This is a genomic window from Pseudomonas sp. LBUM1640, from assembly GCF_059716225.1.
In genome coordinates this window covers 995,844-1,009,961 of sequence record NZ_CP166816.1, presented here as the reverse complement: position 1 = coordinate 1,009,961, position 14,118 = coordinate 995,844, and the positions used below count along the sequence as shown (strand labels likewise).

The 14,118-nt window shown below is 58.2% G+C and carries 15 protein-coding genes; 4 read left to right on the top strand and 11 right to left on the bottom strand.

The window, feature by feature from the left end; all coding sequences use genetic code 11:
• Positions 1-207 precede the first annotated feature (207 nt).
• Positions 208-1,365 carry a phospholipase gene (locus tag ACA065_RS04450; RefSeq protein ID WP_497693475.1) on the top strand — a complete coding sequence of 386 codons (1,158 nt, stop codon included), beginning with the start codon at positions 208-210 and terminating at the stop codon, positions 1,363-1,365.
• A gap of 162 nt (positions 1,366-1,527) precedes the next feature.
• Here the strand turns inward: ACA065_RS04450 and ACA065_RS04445 are convergent, their stop codons facing one another.
• The 8 genes from ACA065_RS04445 to rplM form a co-directional block, all read right to left on the bottom strand.
• Positions 1,528-2,277 (bottom strand): FadR/GntR family transcriptional regulator, encoded by a 750-nt coding sequence (locus ACA065_RS04445; RefSeq protein WP_497693474.1) that lies wholly within the window; start codon positions 2,275-2,277, stop codon positions 1,528-1,530.
• Between the two features lie 158 nt (positions 2,278-2,435).
• Positions 2,436-2,855, bottom strand: coding sequence for a ClpXP protease specificity-enhancing factor (locus ACA065_RS04440; RefSeq protein WP_497693473.1), 420 nt, complete (start codon positions 2,853-2,855; stop codon positions 2,436-2,438).
• 17 nt (positions 2,856-2,872) lie between these two features.
• Entirely contained in the window at positions 2,873-3,490 is a 618-nt protein-coding gene (locus tag ACA065_RS04435) for a glutathione S-transferase N-terminal domain-containing protein (protein WP_065911577.1), read from the bottom strand.
• A 149-nt stretch (positions 3,491-3,639) separates the two neighbouring features.
• Positions 3,640-4,419 (bottom strand): cytochrome c1, encoded by a 780-nt coding sequence (locus ACA065_RS04430; protein WP_497693472.1) that lies wholly within the window; start codon positions 4,417-4,419, stop codon positions 3,640-3,642.
• A complete protein-coding gene (locus ACA065_RS04425; protein WP_497693471.1) occupies positions 4,419-5,630 on the bottom strand; it encodes a cytochrome b in 1,212 nt (403 codons plus the stop codon). Before ACA065_RS04425 ends, ACA065_RS04430 begins: the two co-directional genes overlap by 1 nt.
• Complete coding sequence (gene petA / locus ACA065_RS04420) at positions 5,630-6,226, bottom strand: ubiquinol-cytochrome c reductase iron-sulfur subunit (protein ID WP_003216040.1); 597 nt, start codon at positions 6,224-6,226, stop codon at positions 5,630-5,632. The genes ACA065_RS04425 and petA overlap by 1 nt, the downstream gene beginning before the upstream one ends.
• A 266-nt stretch (positions 6,227-6,492) precedes the next feature.
• On the bottom strand, positions 6,493-6,885 hold the full coding sequence (gene rpsI / locus ACA065_RS04415) for a 30S ribosomal protein S9 (RefSeq protein ID WP_003216038.1): 393 nt from the start codon (positions 6,883-6,885) through the stop codon (positions 6,493-6,495).
• Between the two features lie 14 nt (positions 6,886-6,899).
• The gene (rplM, locus tag ACA065_RS04410) at positions 6,900-7,328 is read right to left on the bottom strand and encodes a 50S ribosomal protein L13 (protein WP_003171742.1); all 429 of its coding nucleotides are present in this window, start codon (positions 7,326-7,328) and stop codon (positions 6,900-6,902) included.
• A 248-nt stretch (positions 7,329-7,576) separates the two neighbouring features.
• On the opposite strand from rplM, the gene ACA065_RS04405 reads away from it, so the two are divergent.
• Positions 7,577-8,617, top strand: a complete 1,041-nt coding sequence (locus ACA065_RS04405; RefSeq protein WP_017138269.1) for an NADP(H)-dependent aldo-keto reductase — start codon at positions 7,577-7,579, stop codon at positions 8,615-8,617.
• Between the two features lie 117 nt (positions 8,618-8,734).
• On the opposite strand, the gene ACA065_RS04400 is transcribed toward ACA065_RS04405, so the two are convergent.
• Positions 8,735-9,871 (bottom strand): acyl-CoA dehydrogenase family protein, encoded by a 1,137-nt coding sequence (locus ACA065_RS04400; protein ID WP_497693470.1) that lies wholly within the window; start codon positions 9,869-9,871, stop codon positions 8,735-8,737.
• A 220-nt stretch (positions 9,872-10,091) separates the two neighbouring features.
• On the opposite strand from ACA065_RS04400, the gene ACA065_RS04395 reads away from it, so the two are divergent.
• Both ACA065_RS04395 and ACA065_RS04390 read left to right on the top strand, forming a co-directional pair.
• Positions 10,092-11,012 carry a GlxA family transcriptional regulator gene (locus ACA065_RS04395; RefSeq protein WP_497695298.1) on the top strand — a complete coding sequence of 307 codons (921 nt, stop codon included), beginning with the start codon at positions 10,092-10,094 and terminating at the stop codon, positions 11,010-11,012.
• Positions 11,013-11,270: 258 nt separating this feature from the next.
• Positions 11,271-11,504 (top strand): hypothetical protein, encoded by a 234-nt coding sequence (locus tag ACA065_RS04390; protein ID WP_497693469.1) that lies wholly within the window; start codon positions 11,271-11,273, stop codon positions 11,502-11,504.
• 61 nt (positions 11,505-11,565) lie between these two features.
• Here ACA065_RS04390 and zapE read toward each other — a convergent pair whose 3' ends face one another.
• Together zapE and ACA065_RS04380 are read right to left on the bottom strand one after the other, a co-directional pair.
• A complete protein-coding gene (gene zapE / locus ACA065_RS04385; RefSeq protein ID WP_497693468.1) occupies positions 11,566-12,660 on the bottom strand; it encodes a cell division protein ZapE in 1,095 nt (364 codons plus the stop codon).
• A 79-nt stretch (positions 12,661-12,739) separates the two neighbouring features.
• Entirely contained in the window at positions 12,740-14,095 is a 1,356-nt protein-coding gene (locus tag ACA065_RS04380) for a tryptophan--tRNA ligase (RefSeq protein ID WP_497693467.1), read from the bottom strand.
• Positions 14,096-14,118 lie beyond the last annotated feature (23 nt).

Genomic DNA, 14,118 nt, shown 5'->3' with positions numbered 1-14,118 from the left:
GTCGAAAGGTTGTTGTTGGTTTTGGTGATGTCGTACGTCATCGTACAACTATAAATGAATTCGTCAACAGCAATTCATCGGGCTTCATCGAGTGCTGGGTGTTTAAACACGACTTCTTGACGTAGGAAATTATTCCTCTATGCTCAGAATGACTGTATATACATACAGTCATTAAGGAAGATTCCTACGACATTGCAAGGAGCTAACATGTCAGGTCTTGATCTCGCAGCACCCGAAAAAAACCCACCTACTCTGCGTTTCGAAGGCGGTGAACACACCGCCATCGGCGATGACACGCTGCTGCGTTTCGTCAAGGACGCGCCAGCGATTCCCGCACACCAAGTCGAGCTGCACCTGCCTAACGGGCTGGCACTCACCTACGGCCAAGTGATCGCCTTGGGCGGCGACTTTTATGGCATTCCCGGCCAGCCGATCAGTGATGGCGCGTCCGCCTCCGACCGTGTGCAACGTTTTGCCGCTGCGTTCAATTCGCTGGCAGTGCTGCCCGCCTCGCGAGAAGAAGCCGGGAAAATCCTCGCGGTGATGCAAAAGGAGATCAACGCGGTCAAGCAGGCGATCAAGGATGGCAAACAGCCTCACGAAGCCTATGACGCGCTGGGTGATACGTTGTCCGAAGAATGGAACCGCATCACCGGCGGTGGCAGTGCGGTGTCGGCGTTGATTCCGCTGGGGCGCTATTTGAAGCTGGCCGCGGACAACGCCGATCACTTCGGCGAATGGGCACTGTCGGCGTACCTGGCCGGGCATACGGCGGCGCTGCAACAAGCGGTCGTGGCCCATCAAACCGGCACCGACCAGGCACTGGAATTGGCCTATGCCATGAACAGCTTTGCTGATCACTTTTTGACCGACCTGTTTTCCGCCGGCCACCTGCGCGTGCCGCGCAAACAATTGGCGGCAGTGGTGACGCCGGGAGAGCTCGGCTCGCTGATCAGCCGTTTCATGCACGATGAAGACAGCAAGTTCGGGCTCAAGGTGCGCAATGCCAAGGGTGATCAATGGCATGCCTATGGGGATAAACGTTACTTCGACGCCATCGACGCGGACAATCGGGCGATGGTCAAACGTGCGGTGCAGGCCTCGGCCGATGAGATCTTCGAGACCTTTATCAGTGGTGTCGCGCCCTCCCCGGCCAGCTTCAAGGCGCCGCTGTATGTGCCGGACCTGAATGCCGCACAGAACCCGGCGAATAACTTCTCGCCGCTGTTCAAGATGGAAGGCGACAAGGTCCTGCGCCGCAAGGACGTGAATGACCTGAACGACAAGCACTGGACCAATGATTGGTGGGGCTGGAGTACTTACTTGCTGCTCAAGGACTACAAGCCGAACCAGCCTGCCAGCTAAATAGACGCAAACCTCCAGGCCAAGGAGATCAAATGTGCGAGCGGGCTTGCTCGCGAAGGCATTCTTTCAGTTGATGCATGGGCAGGCTGGCACACCGCATTCGCGAGCAAGCCCGCTCCCACACTTGCGTCGATTCACACCCGGCACAACTCGGTTGCCCGGTTAACTGCGCTGCGCCTCTGCCTCTTCATGGGCATGGCGCAGCCGCTCGCGGCTATTGGTCAGATGCAGGCGCATGGCCGCCCGCGCCGCGTCCGAATCCTGGCGGGCAATCGCCTCGTAAATCTCTTCGTGTTCACGACTCAGGCGGCCCATGTAGTGCTGCTGGTCATCATGGGCCAGGCGCGCCGAATTCAAGCGGGTACGCGGAATGATGCTGGTGCCCAGGTGGGTCATGATGTCAGTGAAGTAGCGGTTGCCGGTGGACAGCGCAATTTCCAGGTGGAACGCAAAGTCTGAGGCCACCGCATCGCCGGCGTGGGCCGCGCTTTCATTCAGCGCGTCGAGGGCCGCACGCATGGCCGCCAGTTGCGCATCGCTGCGACGTAACGCGGCAAGGCCGGCGGACTCCACTTCCAGGCTGATACGCAGTTCCAGAATCGCCAGCACATCACGCAGTGTCACCACTGTAGCCGGGTCAATGCGGAAACCGCTGGGGCTTGGCGTGTCCAGCACAAAGGTGCCGATACCGTGACGGGTTTCGACCTGCCCCGCCGCCTGCAACCGCGAGATGGCTTCACGCACTACGGTGCGGCTGACCCCATGGGCTTCCATGATTGCCGACTCGGTGGGCAGCTTATCGCCACGCTTGAGTTGGCCGTCGCGGATCTGCTCGGACAACACCGTGACCAATTCCTGGGCAAGGCTGCGGCGCTTGCGGGGAAGACGAGGGGCGGTGTTGGCGTTTTCCATGATGAATCATCTTTCTCGGCGAACTTGAGCCCGCATCATAGCCCATGGCGGTTGTACGATCACCGTTCTGTCACGACTTTCATCCACATCCTTCGCGCAAAAAAATGCCCCGACACACGTCGAGGCAGTTTTCCGGCTTACCCGAGGGTAATAGCCGCTTACTTCACCACTTTCAAGCTCGGCCGGCCACTTGGGCGCGGTGGCTCGGAATCCGGTGGTGGCACGTCGTCGCCGTCTTCGCTTTCGATCGCTTCGTCGTCCTCGAAAGGCGACTCCAGATCGAACACCATGCCTTGGCCATTCTCACGGGCATAGATCCCGAGAATCGCGCCAATCGGCACGAACAGCGTATGCGGCACACCGCCAAAACGCCCTTCGAAGCTTACCGCTTCGTTGTCCATGTGCAGGTGGCGCACAGCACTGGGTGATACGTTCAGCACAATTTGCCCATCACTGGCAAAACCCTGCGGCACGTCAACCTTGGGAAATTCAGAGTTGACCAGCATGTGCGGGGTGCAATCGTTGTCCACAATCCACTCATAGAGCGCGCGGACCAGGTAGGGTCGACTGGAGTTCATCAGCGGCTCCTTAAGCCTTAGCGCATATCGCGTTCGACACCAGACAGACTCGCCTGGAAAGCCTCACGCGCAAACTGGCGCTCCATGTAATCAAGCAACGGCTTGGCCGGCCGTGGCAGTTCAATGCCCAGGATCGGCAAGCGCCAGAGTATGGGTAATAGGCAGCAATCCACCAAGCTTTGTTCCTCGCTGAGGAAAAAAGGTTTGTCGGCGAACAGCGGCGAAACGCCGGTCAGGCTCTCACGCAATTCCTTGCGTGCCTGCACCCGAACGGCTTCTTTACTGCGGGTATCCAGAATCACATCCACCAGCCCGCACCAGTCACGCTGGATCCGATGGATCAGCAGGCGGCTGTTGGCACGCGCCACCGGGTATACCGGCAGCAAAGGTGGATGAGGGTAACGCTCATCCAGGTATTCCATCACCACGGTTGACTCCCACAACGCCAGGTCACGATCGACCAGGGTGGGCAAGCTGCCGTAAGGGTTCACTTCGATCAGTTTTGGCGGATGACGACCCACCTCCACACTGATGATCTCGGCGCTGACACCCTTCTCTGCGAGCACGATGCGTACTCGGTGGGAATAGTGGTCGGCGGGGTCGGAGTAACAGGCCAACCGATTGGTCACGCCCATGGCGGTCCTCCTCGCTTGTTGAAATTATCGAAAGCTCAAAAACGAGCGCGCCCAGAGAGCATCTCTGTAGTGCCTGGTTAAACCAGACTGCTACGTGTTCAGAGATGCCGCTGGGCGCGCAAGATTAACAGCAATTGCTTACGGTTGGATCAATGCACATCCTTCCAGTATTCGCGTTTGAGCAGATAGGCGAACACAAAGAAGAAAGCCAGGTACAGCAATACATAGGTCCCGATGCGCTGATGCTGCAGTTTGACCGGGTTGGCCGAGTAGGCCAGGAAGGTCACCAGATTTTTGACCTTCTCGTCGAACTGCTCTTCGTTCAGCGTACCGGTCTTGGGCACGATGGTCAGTTGATCGCACGCTTCATGAGTCAGAGGCGTACCGGTCAACGGATCATATTGCTTCTTGCCGTCTTCAACGACCTGAACCTGCTTGCATCCTACCACTTGGCGACCCTGCAGGCCGACTAGAACGTTAGGCATACCGACGTTCGGGAAGACTTTGTTGTTCACACCCCAAGGGCGTAGCGGGTCTTCGTAGAAGGATTTGAGGTAGCCATACAGCCAATCGGTGCCGCGCACGCGCGCCACCAGGGTCAGGTCAGGCGGTGCAGCACCGAACCAGGCCTTGGCATCGGCAGGCTGCATGCCGATGTTCATGTGGTCGCCAATCTTGGCGCCGGTGAACACCAGTTTCTCCATCATCAGTTCATGGGGGATGCCCAGGTCATCGGCAACACGCTCATAACGCTGAAACTTGGCGCTGTGGCAGCCCATGCAGTAGTTGGCGAACGTACGGGCGCCATCCTGCATGGCGGCCTTGTCAGACACGTCGATGTCGACGCTCTCCAGTTCCGCGCCATGCTCGGCGGCGAAGGACAGTAGCGGCAGCGCCGCAAGCATCAATGCAACAAATAATTTTTTCATCAGCCAGTCACCCTTTCCGGAACCGGTTTGGTCTTCTCGAGCCGGGTGTAGAACGGCATCAGAATGAAGTAGGCGAAGTACAGGAAGGTGCAGACCTGCGACAGCAGTGTCAGCGCAGGCGACGGCGCCTTCACGCCCGTCCAGCCCAGCAGCACGAAGGCGATACAGAACACGACCAGCCAGATTCGGCTCAACCAGCCTTTGTAGCGCATCGATTTGACCGGACTGCGGTCAAGCCAGGGCAGCACAAACAACAGCGCAATCGACGCCCCCATGGCAACTACGCCCATAAGCTTGTCTGGAATGGCTCGCAAGATCGCGTAGAACGGCGTGAAGTACCAGACCGGCGCGATGTGCTCAGGTGTCTTAAAGGCGTTGGCCTGTTCGAAGTTAGGCTTCTCCAGGAAATACCCGCCCATCTCCGGGAAAAAGAACACGATCGAGCAGAAGATGAACAGGAACACCACCACGCCGACAATGTCTTTCACGGTGTAGTACGGGTGGAACGGAATGCCGTCCAGCGGTATGCCGTTTTCGTCTTTGTGCTTCTTGATGTCCACGCCATCCGGGTTGTTCGAACCCACTTCGTGCAGCGCCAGGATGTGCAGCACCACAAGGCCCAGGATTACGATCGGCAGCGCCACAACGTGCAAGGCAAAGAAGCGGTTCAGGGTGATGCCGGAGATCAGGTAGTCACCACGAATCCACTGGGTCAGGTCGTTGCCGATGACCGGGATCGCGCCAAACAGCGAGATGATCACCTGGGCGCCCCAGTACGACATCTGGCCCCACGGCAGCAAGTAGCCCATGAAGGCCTCGGCCATCAGCGCCAGGTAGATCAGCATGCCAAACACCCACACCAGCTCGCGGGGTTTCTGGTACGAACCGTAAAGCAAGCCACGGAACATATGCATATAGACCACGATGAAGAACGCCGATGCGCCGGTAGAGTGCAGCAAGCGCAGGATCGAGCCGTACTCGACGTCGCGCATGATCCCCTCAACGGAGGCGAAGGCCTCTTCGGCCGACGGCGTGTAGCTCATCGTCAACCAGACACCGGTAACGAGCTGGTTGACCAACACCAACAATGCCAGTGAGCCGAAGAAGTAGAAGAAGTTGAAGTTTTTTGGTGCGTAATATTTGCTGAGATGGTCTTCCCACATTTTGGTAGCGGGGAAGCGTGCATCCACCCAATCCATGAACTTGCTCATCAGGCTTTCTCCCCCTCGTCGACGCCAATGACAATGACACTGTCAGTCTCGTAGTGATGTGGCGGAACTGGCAGGTTCAGTGGTGCAGGTTGTGACTTGTAGACGCGACCGGCCAAGTCGTAGTGGGAACCGTGGCAGGGGCAGAAATAACCCCCCACCCAGTCTTTGCCCAAATCGGCAGGAGCAACTTCAGGGCGGAAAGTAGGCGAGCAACCCAGGTGGGTGCAGATACCGATCAGCAGCAGAATCTCTGGCTTGATCGAACGAATTTCCTTATCGACGTAGGCGGGCTGGTCGGAATTCTTTGAGTCGGGGTCAGACAGCTGACCTTCGATTTTCTTCAGATTCCCCAGGATTTCCTCAGTACGACGAACGATGAAGACCGGCTGACCGCGCCACTCAGCAATCATCTGCTGGCCTGGGTCGATCTTGCTGACATTCACCTTCACCGGTGCACCTGCGGCTTTCGCCTTGGCACTGGGAAACCATGACCCCACGAACGGGACCGCAGCCCCCACCGCTCCTGCAGCACCCACCACGGATGTGGCTGCTACCAAGAAGCGACGCCGGCCTGCATTCACGCCGTCATTGCTCATTCAGTCCTCTCCCATCAGCTTTTTGGCCTGTTAAATCAGGCGTCTACTAAGTGTTGAATCTTTTACTTATAAAAATTTTGCCGAATGGTAATGAAAAGCCCCACGTATGACAAGGGAATTGCCCGGGGCTCCCTCTCCAGGCCCTGTAGTATAGGGGGTCTACGGATGTGGCAAGTTGTCACGGCGAAAAATGTGCATAAATCGCAGGCAATAAAAAACGCCCAGCTCCGTGAGGAGTTGGGCGTTTTTGTGGAACGTAAAGCGAATTAACGCTTCGAGTACTGCGGACGCTTACGCGCTTTACGCAGACCGACTTTCTTACGTTCAACTTCACGAGCATCGCGAGTAACGAAGCCAGCTTTGCGCAGAGCGCCACGCAGGGTTTCGTCGTACTGCATCAGAGCGCGAGTGATACCGTGGCGGATCGCGCCAGCTTGACCACTTACACCGCCACCGATAACGGTGACGTAGATGTCGAACTTTTCAACGGTCTCGGTCAATTCCAGCGGCTGACGAACTACCATACGGGCAGTTTCGCGACCGAAGAAGTTTTCCAGAGTGCGGTTGTTGATCGAGATGTTACCAGTGCCCGGACGCAGGAAAACGCGTGCGGTTGCGGTTTTGCGACGGCCAGTGCCGTAATTTTGAGTCGCCGACATAATGAACTATTCCGTTAAAACTTCAGTTCTTGGGGCTGCTGAGCAGCATGAGGGTGTACAGCGCCCGCATAGACTTTCAGCTTGCGAAACATATCGCGACCCAGTGGGCCCTTCGGCAGCATGCCTTTGACCGCGATTTCGATCGGGGCTTCAGGCTTCTTGGAAATCAGACCTTCGAAGTTCGAAGACTTGATACCGCCTGGGAAACCGGAGTGACGGTAGTACATTTTGTCTTGCGCTTTGTTGCCGGTAACACGTACCTGCTCAGCGTTGATGATCACGATGTAGTCACCGGTGTCAACGTGAGGGGTGTACTCAGGCTTGTGCTTGCCACGCAGACGGCTGGCGACTTCAGTGGCCAGACGACCCAGGGTCTGACCAGCGGCGTCGACGACAAACCAGTCGCGCTGAACTGTTTCCGGTTTTGCAGTAAAAGTTGTCATTCTTTAATAGCCTCAGGGGCCGCCCTGTAAATTAGACGGCGGATCTTACTGAATAGTGCGTACTTTGACAAGTCAAAGGCAGCCGGATACAGACGCTATCGGGGGCTCGGGTCGGCGCGTCCGTTCAACGGCAAGATTCTTCGGCAGGCGGCGCATCACTTCCACTGCAGAAAGAGGTGGGCAATTATGCAGATTGCGAAAAAAAATTCAACCTGCTTTTATGATTGTTTTCCCTGAAGGAGTACCCGATGGATTATCGACAGCTGGGCCGAACCGATCTGAACGTGAGCGCGATAGCCTTGGGCACCATGACCTGGGGCGAGCAGAACAGCGAGGCAGAGGCCTTCGCGCAGATCGAACGGGCCAAGGCCGCGGGGATCAACTTCCTCGACACGGCAGAAATGTACCCGGTGCCGCCCAAGGCCGACACCTATGCCACCACTGAGCGTTACATCGGTAATTACTTCAAAAGCCGCGGCGACCGTGCCGACTGGATCCTCGCCAGCAAGATCGCCGGCCCCGGCAACACCATCGACTACATCCGTGATGGCCACCTGCGCCACAACCGCAAGCACATCGTCGACGCCCTGGATGCCAGCCTAAAGCGCCTGCAGACCGACTGGATCGACCTCTACCAGTTGCACTGGCCAGAGCGCAGCACCAACTTCTTCGGCCAACTGAGCTACAAACACAAGGACGAAGACGACCTGACCCCACTGGAAGAAACCCTCGAAGCGCTGGACGAGCAGGTCAAGGCCGGCAAGATCCGCCACATCGGCCTGTCCAACGAAACCCCGTGGGGCACCATGAAATTCCTGGCCCTGGCCGAAGCCCGTGGCTGGACCCGCGCGGTGTCGATCCAGAACCCCTACAACCTGCTCAACCGCAGCTTTGAAGTGGGCCTGGCGGAAGTCGCCATTCGTGAGCAATGCGGCTTGCTGGCCTACTCGCCGCTGGCATTCGGCATGCTCAGCGGCAAGTACGAGAATGGCGCACGCCCAGCCAAAGCGCGCCTGACCGAATACAGCCGCTTCAGCCGCTACTTCAACCCACAGTCGGAAGCGGCGTGCAGCCGTTATGTGGCCCTGGCGCGGGAACATGGCCTGGACCCGGCGCAGATGGCGCTGGCATTCGTGACGCAGCAGCCGTTTGTGACCAGCAACATCATTGGGGCCACGTCACTGGAGCAGCTGGACAGCAACATCGCCAGTGCTGACCTGAAACTGTCCAAAGAGGTGCTGGAAGGGATTGAGGCGATTCAGAAGGATCATCCGAACCCTGCGCCTTGATTGATCTATAGACCGCTATCGCAGGCAAGCCAGCTCCCACATGTTGAATTGTGAACACTTTCAAAATGTGGGAGCTGGCTTGCCTGCGATGGGGCCCCAAGCAGCACTACAAAATCATCAAAGCGCCCGCGCAATAATCTCCTTCATGATCTCATTGGTCCCCGCATAAATCCGCTGCACCCGCGCATCCGCCCAGGCCCGCGCAATCGGGTATTCCCACATAAAGCCGTAGCCGCCGTGCAACTGCACGCACTCGTCGAGCACCTTGCATTGCAGGTCCGTGGCCCAGTACTTGGCCATCGCGGCCGTGGGCACGTCGAGCTTGCCTTCCAGGTGCAACGCCATGCACTTGTCGACAAACACGCGGCCGATCTGAATCTGCGTGGCCATCTCCGCCAGCTTGAACCGGGTGTTCTGGAAATCGGCAATCGCCTTGCCGAACGCCTTGCGCTCGCGGGTGTATTCCAAGGTCCATTGCAGCGCCGCCTCGGCTGATGAGAGCGCGCCAATCGCTACGGTCAGGCGCTCCTGGGGCAGCTCCTGCATCAAATACGCGAAGCCCATGCCTGCCTGGCCCAGCAAGTTTTCCTTGGGCACGCGCACGTCCTGGAAGAACAGCTCCGAGGTGTCCTGGGCCTTCATACCCACCTTCTCCAGGCGCTTGCCCTTGTCGAAGCCCGGCGTAGCGGCTTCCACCAGAAACAGGCTGGTGCCCTTCGCGCCGGCCTTGGGGTCGGTCTTGGCCACGACGATCACCAGCTCGGCGAGAAAGCCGTTGGTGATAAAGGTCTTGGAACCATTGATCACGTACTCATCGCCGTCCAGCACCGCCGTGGTCTTGACGCCCTGCAAGTCGGAACCGGCGCCTGGCTCGGTCATGGCGATGGCGGTGACCATCTCGCCCGAAATCAATTTTGGCAGGTACTTCTGTTTCAGCGCCTCACTGGCGTAATGCAGGATGTACGGCGCGACGATGTCCGAATGCAGGGAAAACCCAATGCCGGTCAAACCGAGGCGGCTGATCTCTTCAATCACTACCGCGCTGTACAAAAAGTCCGCGCCCAGGCCGCCATATTCCTCCGGCAGGTGCGAACACAACATGCCCGCCTCCCCCGCTTTGCTCCACAGCCCACGGTCGATATAGCCCTGTTTCTCCCATTGCGCATGGAACGGCGCGGCGTGCTTTTCGAGGAAGGTGCGCACGCTCTCACGGAAGAGTTCGTGCTCCGAGCTGAACAAGGTTCTGGGGATCATGGGTCACCTGCGTGGATTGTCGGACAAAGACCAGACCACAGAGCCTATGCCGCGAAGGCCTCACAGGACACTGGACACATGCGACAAAAAATAAGACGATCCAGCCGTCTGGTGACCACTTTCCCCTATAAGAATAAATGAAATTATGTCTAACCAAATCTCCACGCCGTTGCGGCGCGTCAGCATTTTGGCCATTGATCGGGTATTCGCTTCAACCCTCATGCAAGCCAAGGATTTCTTCCATCTCGCCAGCCTGCGGTATGGCAAACAACAAGGCTTGGGCCTGACCCCAGCGTTTGAAACGCGCCTGGTCAGCCCCGACGGGCAATCGGTGTGCAGCTTCAGTGATGTGATCATGCCGGTGGACGGCGGCCTCGAAGACGCCGACATCATCGTGCTACCGGCCTTCTGGGACGACTTCGACGCCCTGTGCACACGCTACCCGCAAGTGCTGCCCTGGCTGCGCGAACAACATGCGCGGGGTGCGGTGTTGTGCGGCGAAGCCACCGGGGTGTTCTGGCTGGCTGAAGCCGGCCTGCTCGATGGCAAGGAGGCGACCACTTACTGGCGCTTCTTCACTGCCTTCAGCGAGCGCTTCCCTCAGGTGCAGCTCAACCAGGACAAGCACCTGACCGACGCCGACAACCTGTATTGCGCCGGTGGCACCACCTCGGCGTGCGACCTCTACATCTATTTGATCGAACGCTTCTGCGGCGCCAACATCGCCCAGGCCGTGGCCCGCGACATCCTCTATGAAGTGCAGCGCAGCTACGCACCGGGGCGTATCGGTTTTGGTGGGCAGAAGCTGCACCAGGACGTGATTATCCTGCAGATCCAGCACTGGCTCGAAGAGCACTTCGCCGACAAGTTTCGCTTCGAAGACGTCGCCCGGGAACACGGCATGAGCATCCGCAACTTCATGCGCCGCTTCCAGACCGCTACCGGTGACAAGCCACTGCATTACCTGCAACGCCTGCGCATCGAGACCGCCAAGGGCTTGCTTTCGGGCAGCCGCAAGAGCATCAAGACCATCAGCTATGAGGTGGGTTACGACGATGCGAGCTTCTTTGCGCGGTTGTTCAGGCAGCACACGGAGCTGTCACCGAACCAATACCGGCAACAATTTCAGCAAGCCGCATAGATACGACCCCTGACGAGGCAAGCGACCCTGCCATACCGCAATGGTGCAGGGTCGAACAAAAACCTGTTGAGCCTTACCCATACCTTAGCAAGGCCTCCAATTCCTACAGCAGTACAGGACGAAGACGAATCTCCTGCGTCCAGTGCGACTGGCATGTTAAGCGCTAGAAGAAGTCGGCTATTTCTGGTGGATTGAATTCAGATTTATGCAGGGCTTTTTCTAAATTCATTTGGCTTAAACCAGGACGGAGATTCAATCATGTCATCCATAGGAAGCAACGCTTTCAACCCGGCTGTAAAGCCGAACGAGACAGACGTCAGTAGATCAAACGAAAATCAGACTGAACTGTTGAGCAAAAAACGGGAGAAAGAGGAAGAGGAAGGCGCGCCCGAAATTGTTAAAGGGGCGGACGGCGCGATCTACGAGGTGAAGGACAACATAAAGAACCTCATACAACCGGCGCCGCCCACTCAAGACCAGATCACTTTTTAACCAGTACCCAAAATGAAAGGCCCGCAATCGCTGCGGGCCTTTTTATAGAGATCACATCAGCTTACGGCTTATGCCCACGCGACAGGAACTCGTGGGATTGCATTTCCAACAAGCGGCTCAGCGTGCGCTGGAACTCGAAGTTCAAGCGACCGCCGGTGTAGAGATCCTTGAGTTCGACTTCCGCCGAGATGATCAGCTTGACGTTACGGTCGTAGAACTCGTCGACCATGTTGATAAACCGGCGCGCGATGTCGTCGGTGGTCACGCTCATCTGTTCCACGCCGCTCAAGATCACCGCGTGGAAGATCTTGCCCAGTTCGATGTAGTCATTCTGGCTGCGCGGGCCGTCGCAAAGCTGGCGGAATTCGAACCAGGCCACGTCATCGCAGGTACGCAGCGCGATGATTTCGCGGTTTTCGATCATCAGCTTGTCGTTTTCCACCGCCTGGGTGCATTCCGGCGTGAGCGCACGGAAGCTCTTTTTCAGGCTTTCGTGCGCGGCTTCGTTGAGCGGGAAGTGGAACAGCTCGGCTTGCTCAAGGTGACGCAGGCGGTAGTCGACGCCGCTGTCGACGTTGACGATCTCGGTGTTCTGCTTGATCAGCGCGATGGCCGGCAGGAAACGCGCGCGCTGCAGGCCGTCCTTGTACAGGCCGTCGGGCACGATGTTCGAGGTGGCGACCAGGGTCACGCCGTTCTTGAACAGCTCTTCCATCAGCGTGCCAAGGATCATGGCGTCGGTGATGTCGGAGACGAAAAATTCATCGAAGCAGATCACCCGTGCCTCGTCCGAGAAGCGCTTGGCGATGATGGTCAGCGGGTTTTTCTCGCCCGGCAGGGTCTTCATCTCTTCGTGCACGCGCTTCATGAAGCGGTGGAAGTGCGTACGTACCTTTTCCTTGAACGGCAGCGCTTCAAAGAAGGTGTCGACCAGGTAAGTCTTGCCGCGGCCCACGCCACCCCAGAAGTACAAGCCTTTGACCGGCGTCTGGTCTTTCTTGCCAAACAGCTTGCTGAACATCCCTGGCTTGTTGTGCGAGGCCGCGACCAGGTCGTCGTACAGGCGCTGCAAATGACGCACCGCATTTTCCTGCGCGGCGTCATGGAAGAATTCAGGGCGTTTCAGATCAGCTTGATATCGTTCTAGGGGCGTCATAATTTCGTTAGCAAGGCAACAAAAACGGGCCGTCACTGTAACGACGGCCCTGGAGAATGGCAATCAACCCTTGGTCGGGTTAATCCTCGATGGGGGTTAACGCAACGCGCAGGGCTGCGATGGCCGCATCACGCGATGCCATATCGGCGAAGGTCGCACTGTCGGCCACGGCAGCGCCATCCAGCCATACGCTGAAGCTCAGCACTTCAGTGCGCACATCCAGCACGTCGCCGTTTTGCAATTGCTTGGTCACCGCGCCAGCCGCTTTGCCGTCGGCAAAGTTGCGCGACAGCAGCAATTGCTCGCCATCGGCCGACAGCAGGCGGAAGCGGAAGCTGCCGTCGTCTTCGCGAAAGCTCACAAAGCGTGCGGCTTTGGCGGCTTTCTTCTTCGTAGCCACCGGCGCCGCCGCCTGGTTGACGAACGAGCGCAGGCCAACCGCCTCACGCAGCTCGGCCAGGAACGGCGCCGCCACCGCGCGGGCTTTTTTGGCGCCGATCAGCAGCAGGTCTTCCATGTCGGAGGGGCGCGACATCAGTTGGTGGTAACGCTCGCGCGCCTCACCCAGTTGACCGTCGAGCAGTTGGAACAGACGGTTTTTCGCCTCGCCCCAGCCCAAACCTTGCAGCAACTCTGCGCGGAACTCTTCTTCCTGGGCCTTGGTGGCAAACGCCTGGAACAGGGTGAACAGGTGCGAGTTGTCCGGGTCTTTGGCTTCACCGGGCGCGCGGGAATCGGTGACGATCCGCGAGATCGCGTCTTTCATGTCCTTGGCGCTGGTGAACAACGGGATGGTGTTGTCGTAGCTCTTCGACATCTTGCGGCCATCAAGGCCTGGCAAGGTGGCGACGCTTTCTTCGATCAACGCCTCAGGCATGGTGAAGAATTCTTTACCGTTGCCGAACAGGTGGTTAAAGCGCTGGCCGATGTCGCGGGCCATTTCCACGTGCTGGATCTGGTCGCGGCCGACCGGCACTTTGTGCGCGTTGAACATCAAGATGTCCGCCGCCATCAGCACCGGGTAGCTGTACAGGCCCATGGTGATGCCCGCGTCCGGGTCTTCGCCGGTTTCCACGTTCTTGTCCACCGAGGCCTTGTAGGCGTGGGCGCGGTTGAGCAGGCCCTTGGCGGCGACGCAGGTCAGCAGCCAGGTCAGCTCGGGGATTTCCGGGATGTCGGACTGGCGATAGAAAGTCACCCGGTTCACATCCAGGCCACCGGCCAGCCAGGTCGCCGCGATTTCCATACGCGAGCGCTGAATGCGCTGCGGGTCATCGCACTTGATCAGGGCGTGGTAGTCGGCCAGGAAGTAGAAGGAATCGGCATTGGCGTCTTGGCTGGCGAGGATCGCCGGGCGGATCGCGCCGGCATAGTTGCCCAGGTGCGGCGTGCCGGTGGTGGTGATGCCGGTGAGGATACGGGTACGAGTCGTCATGGGTAATCGCTTATCAGACTGCT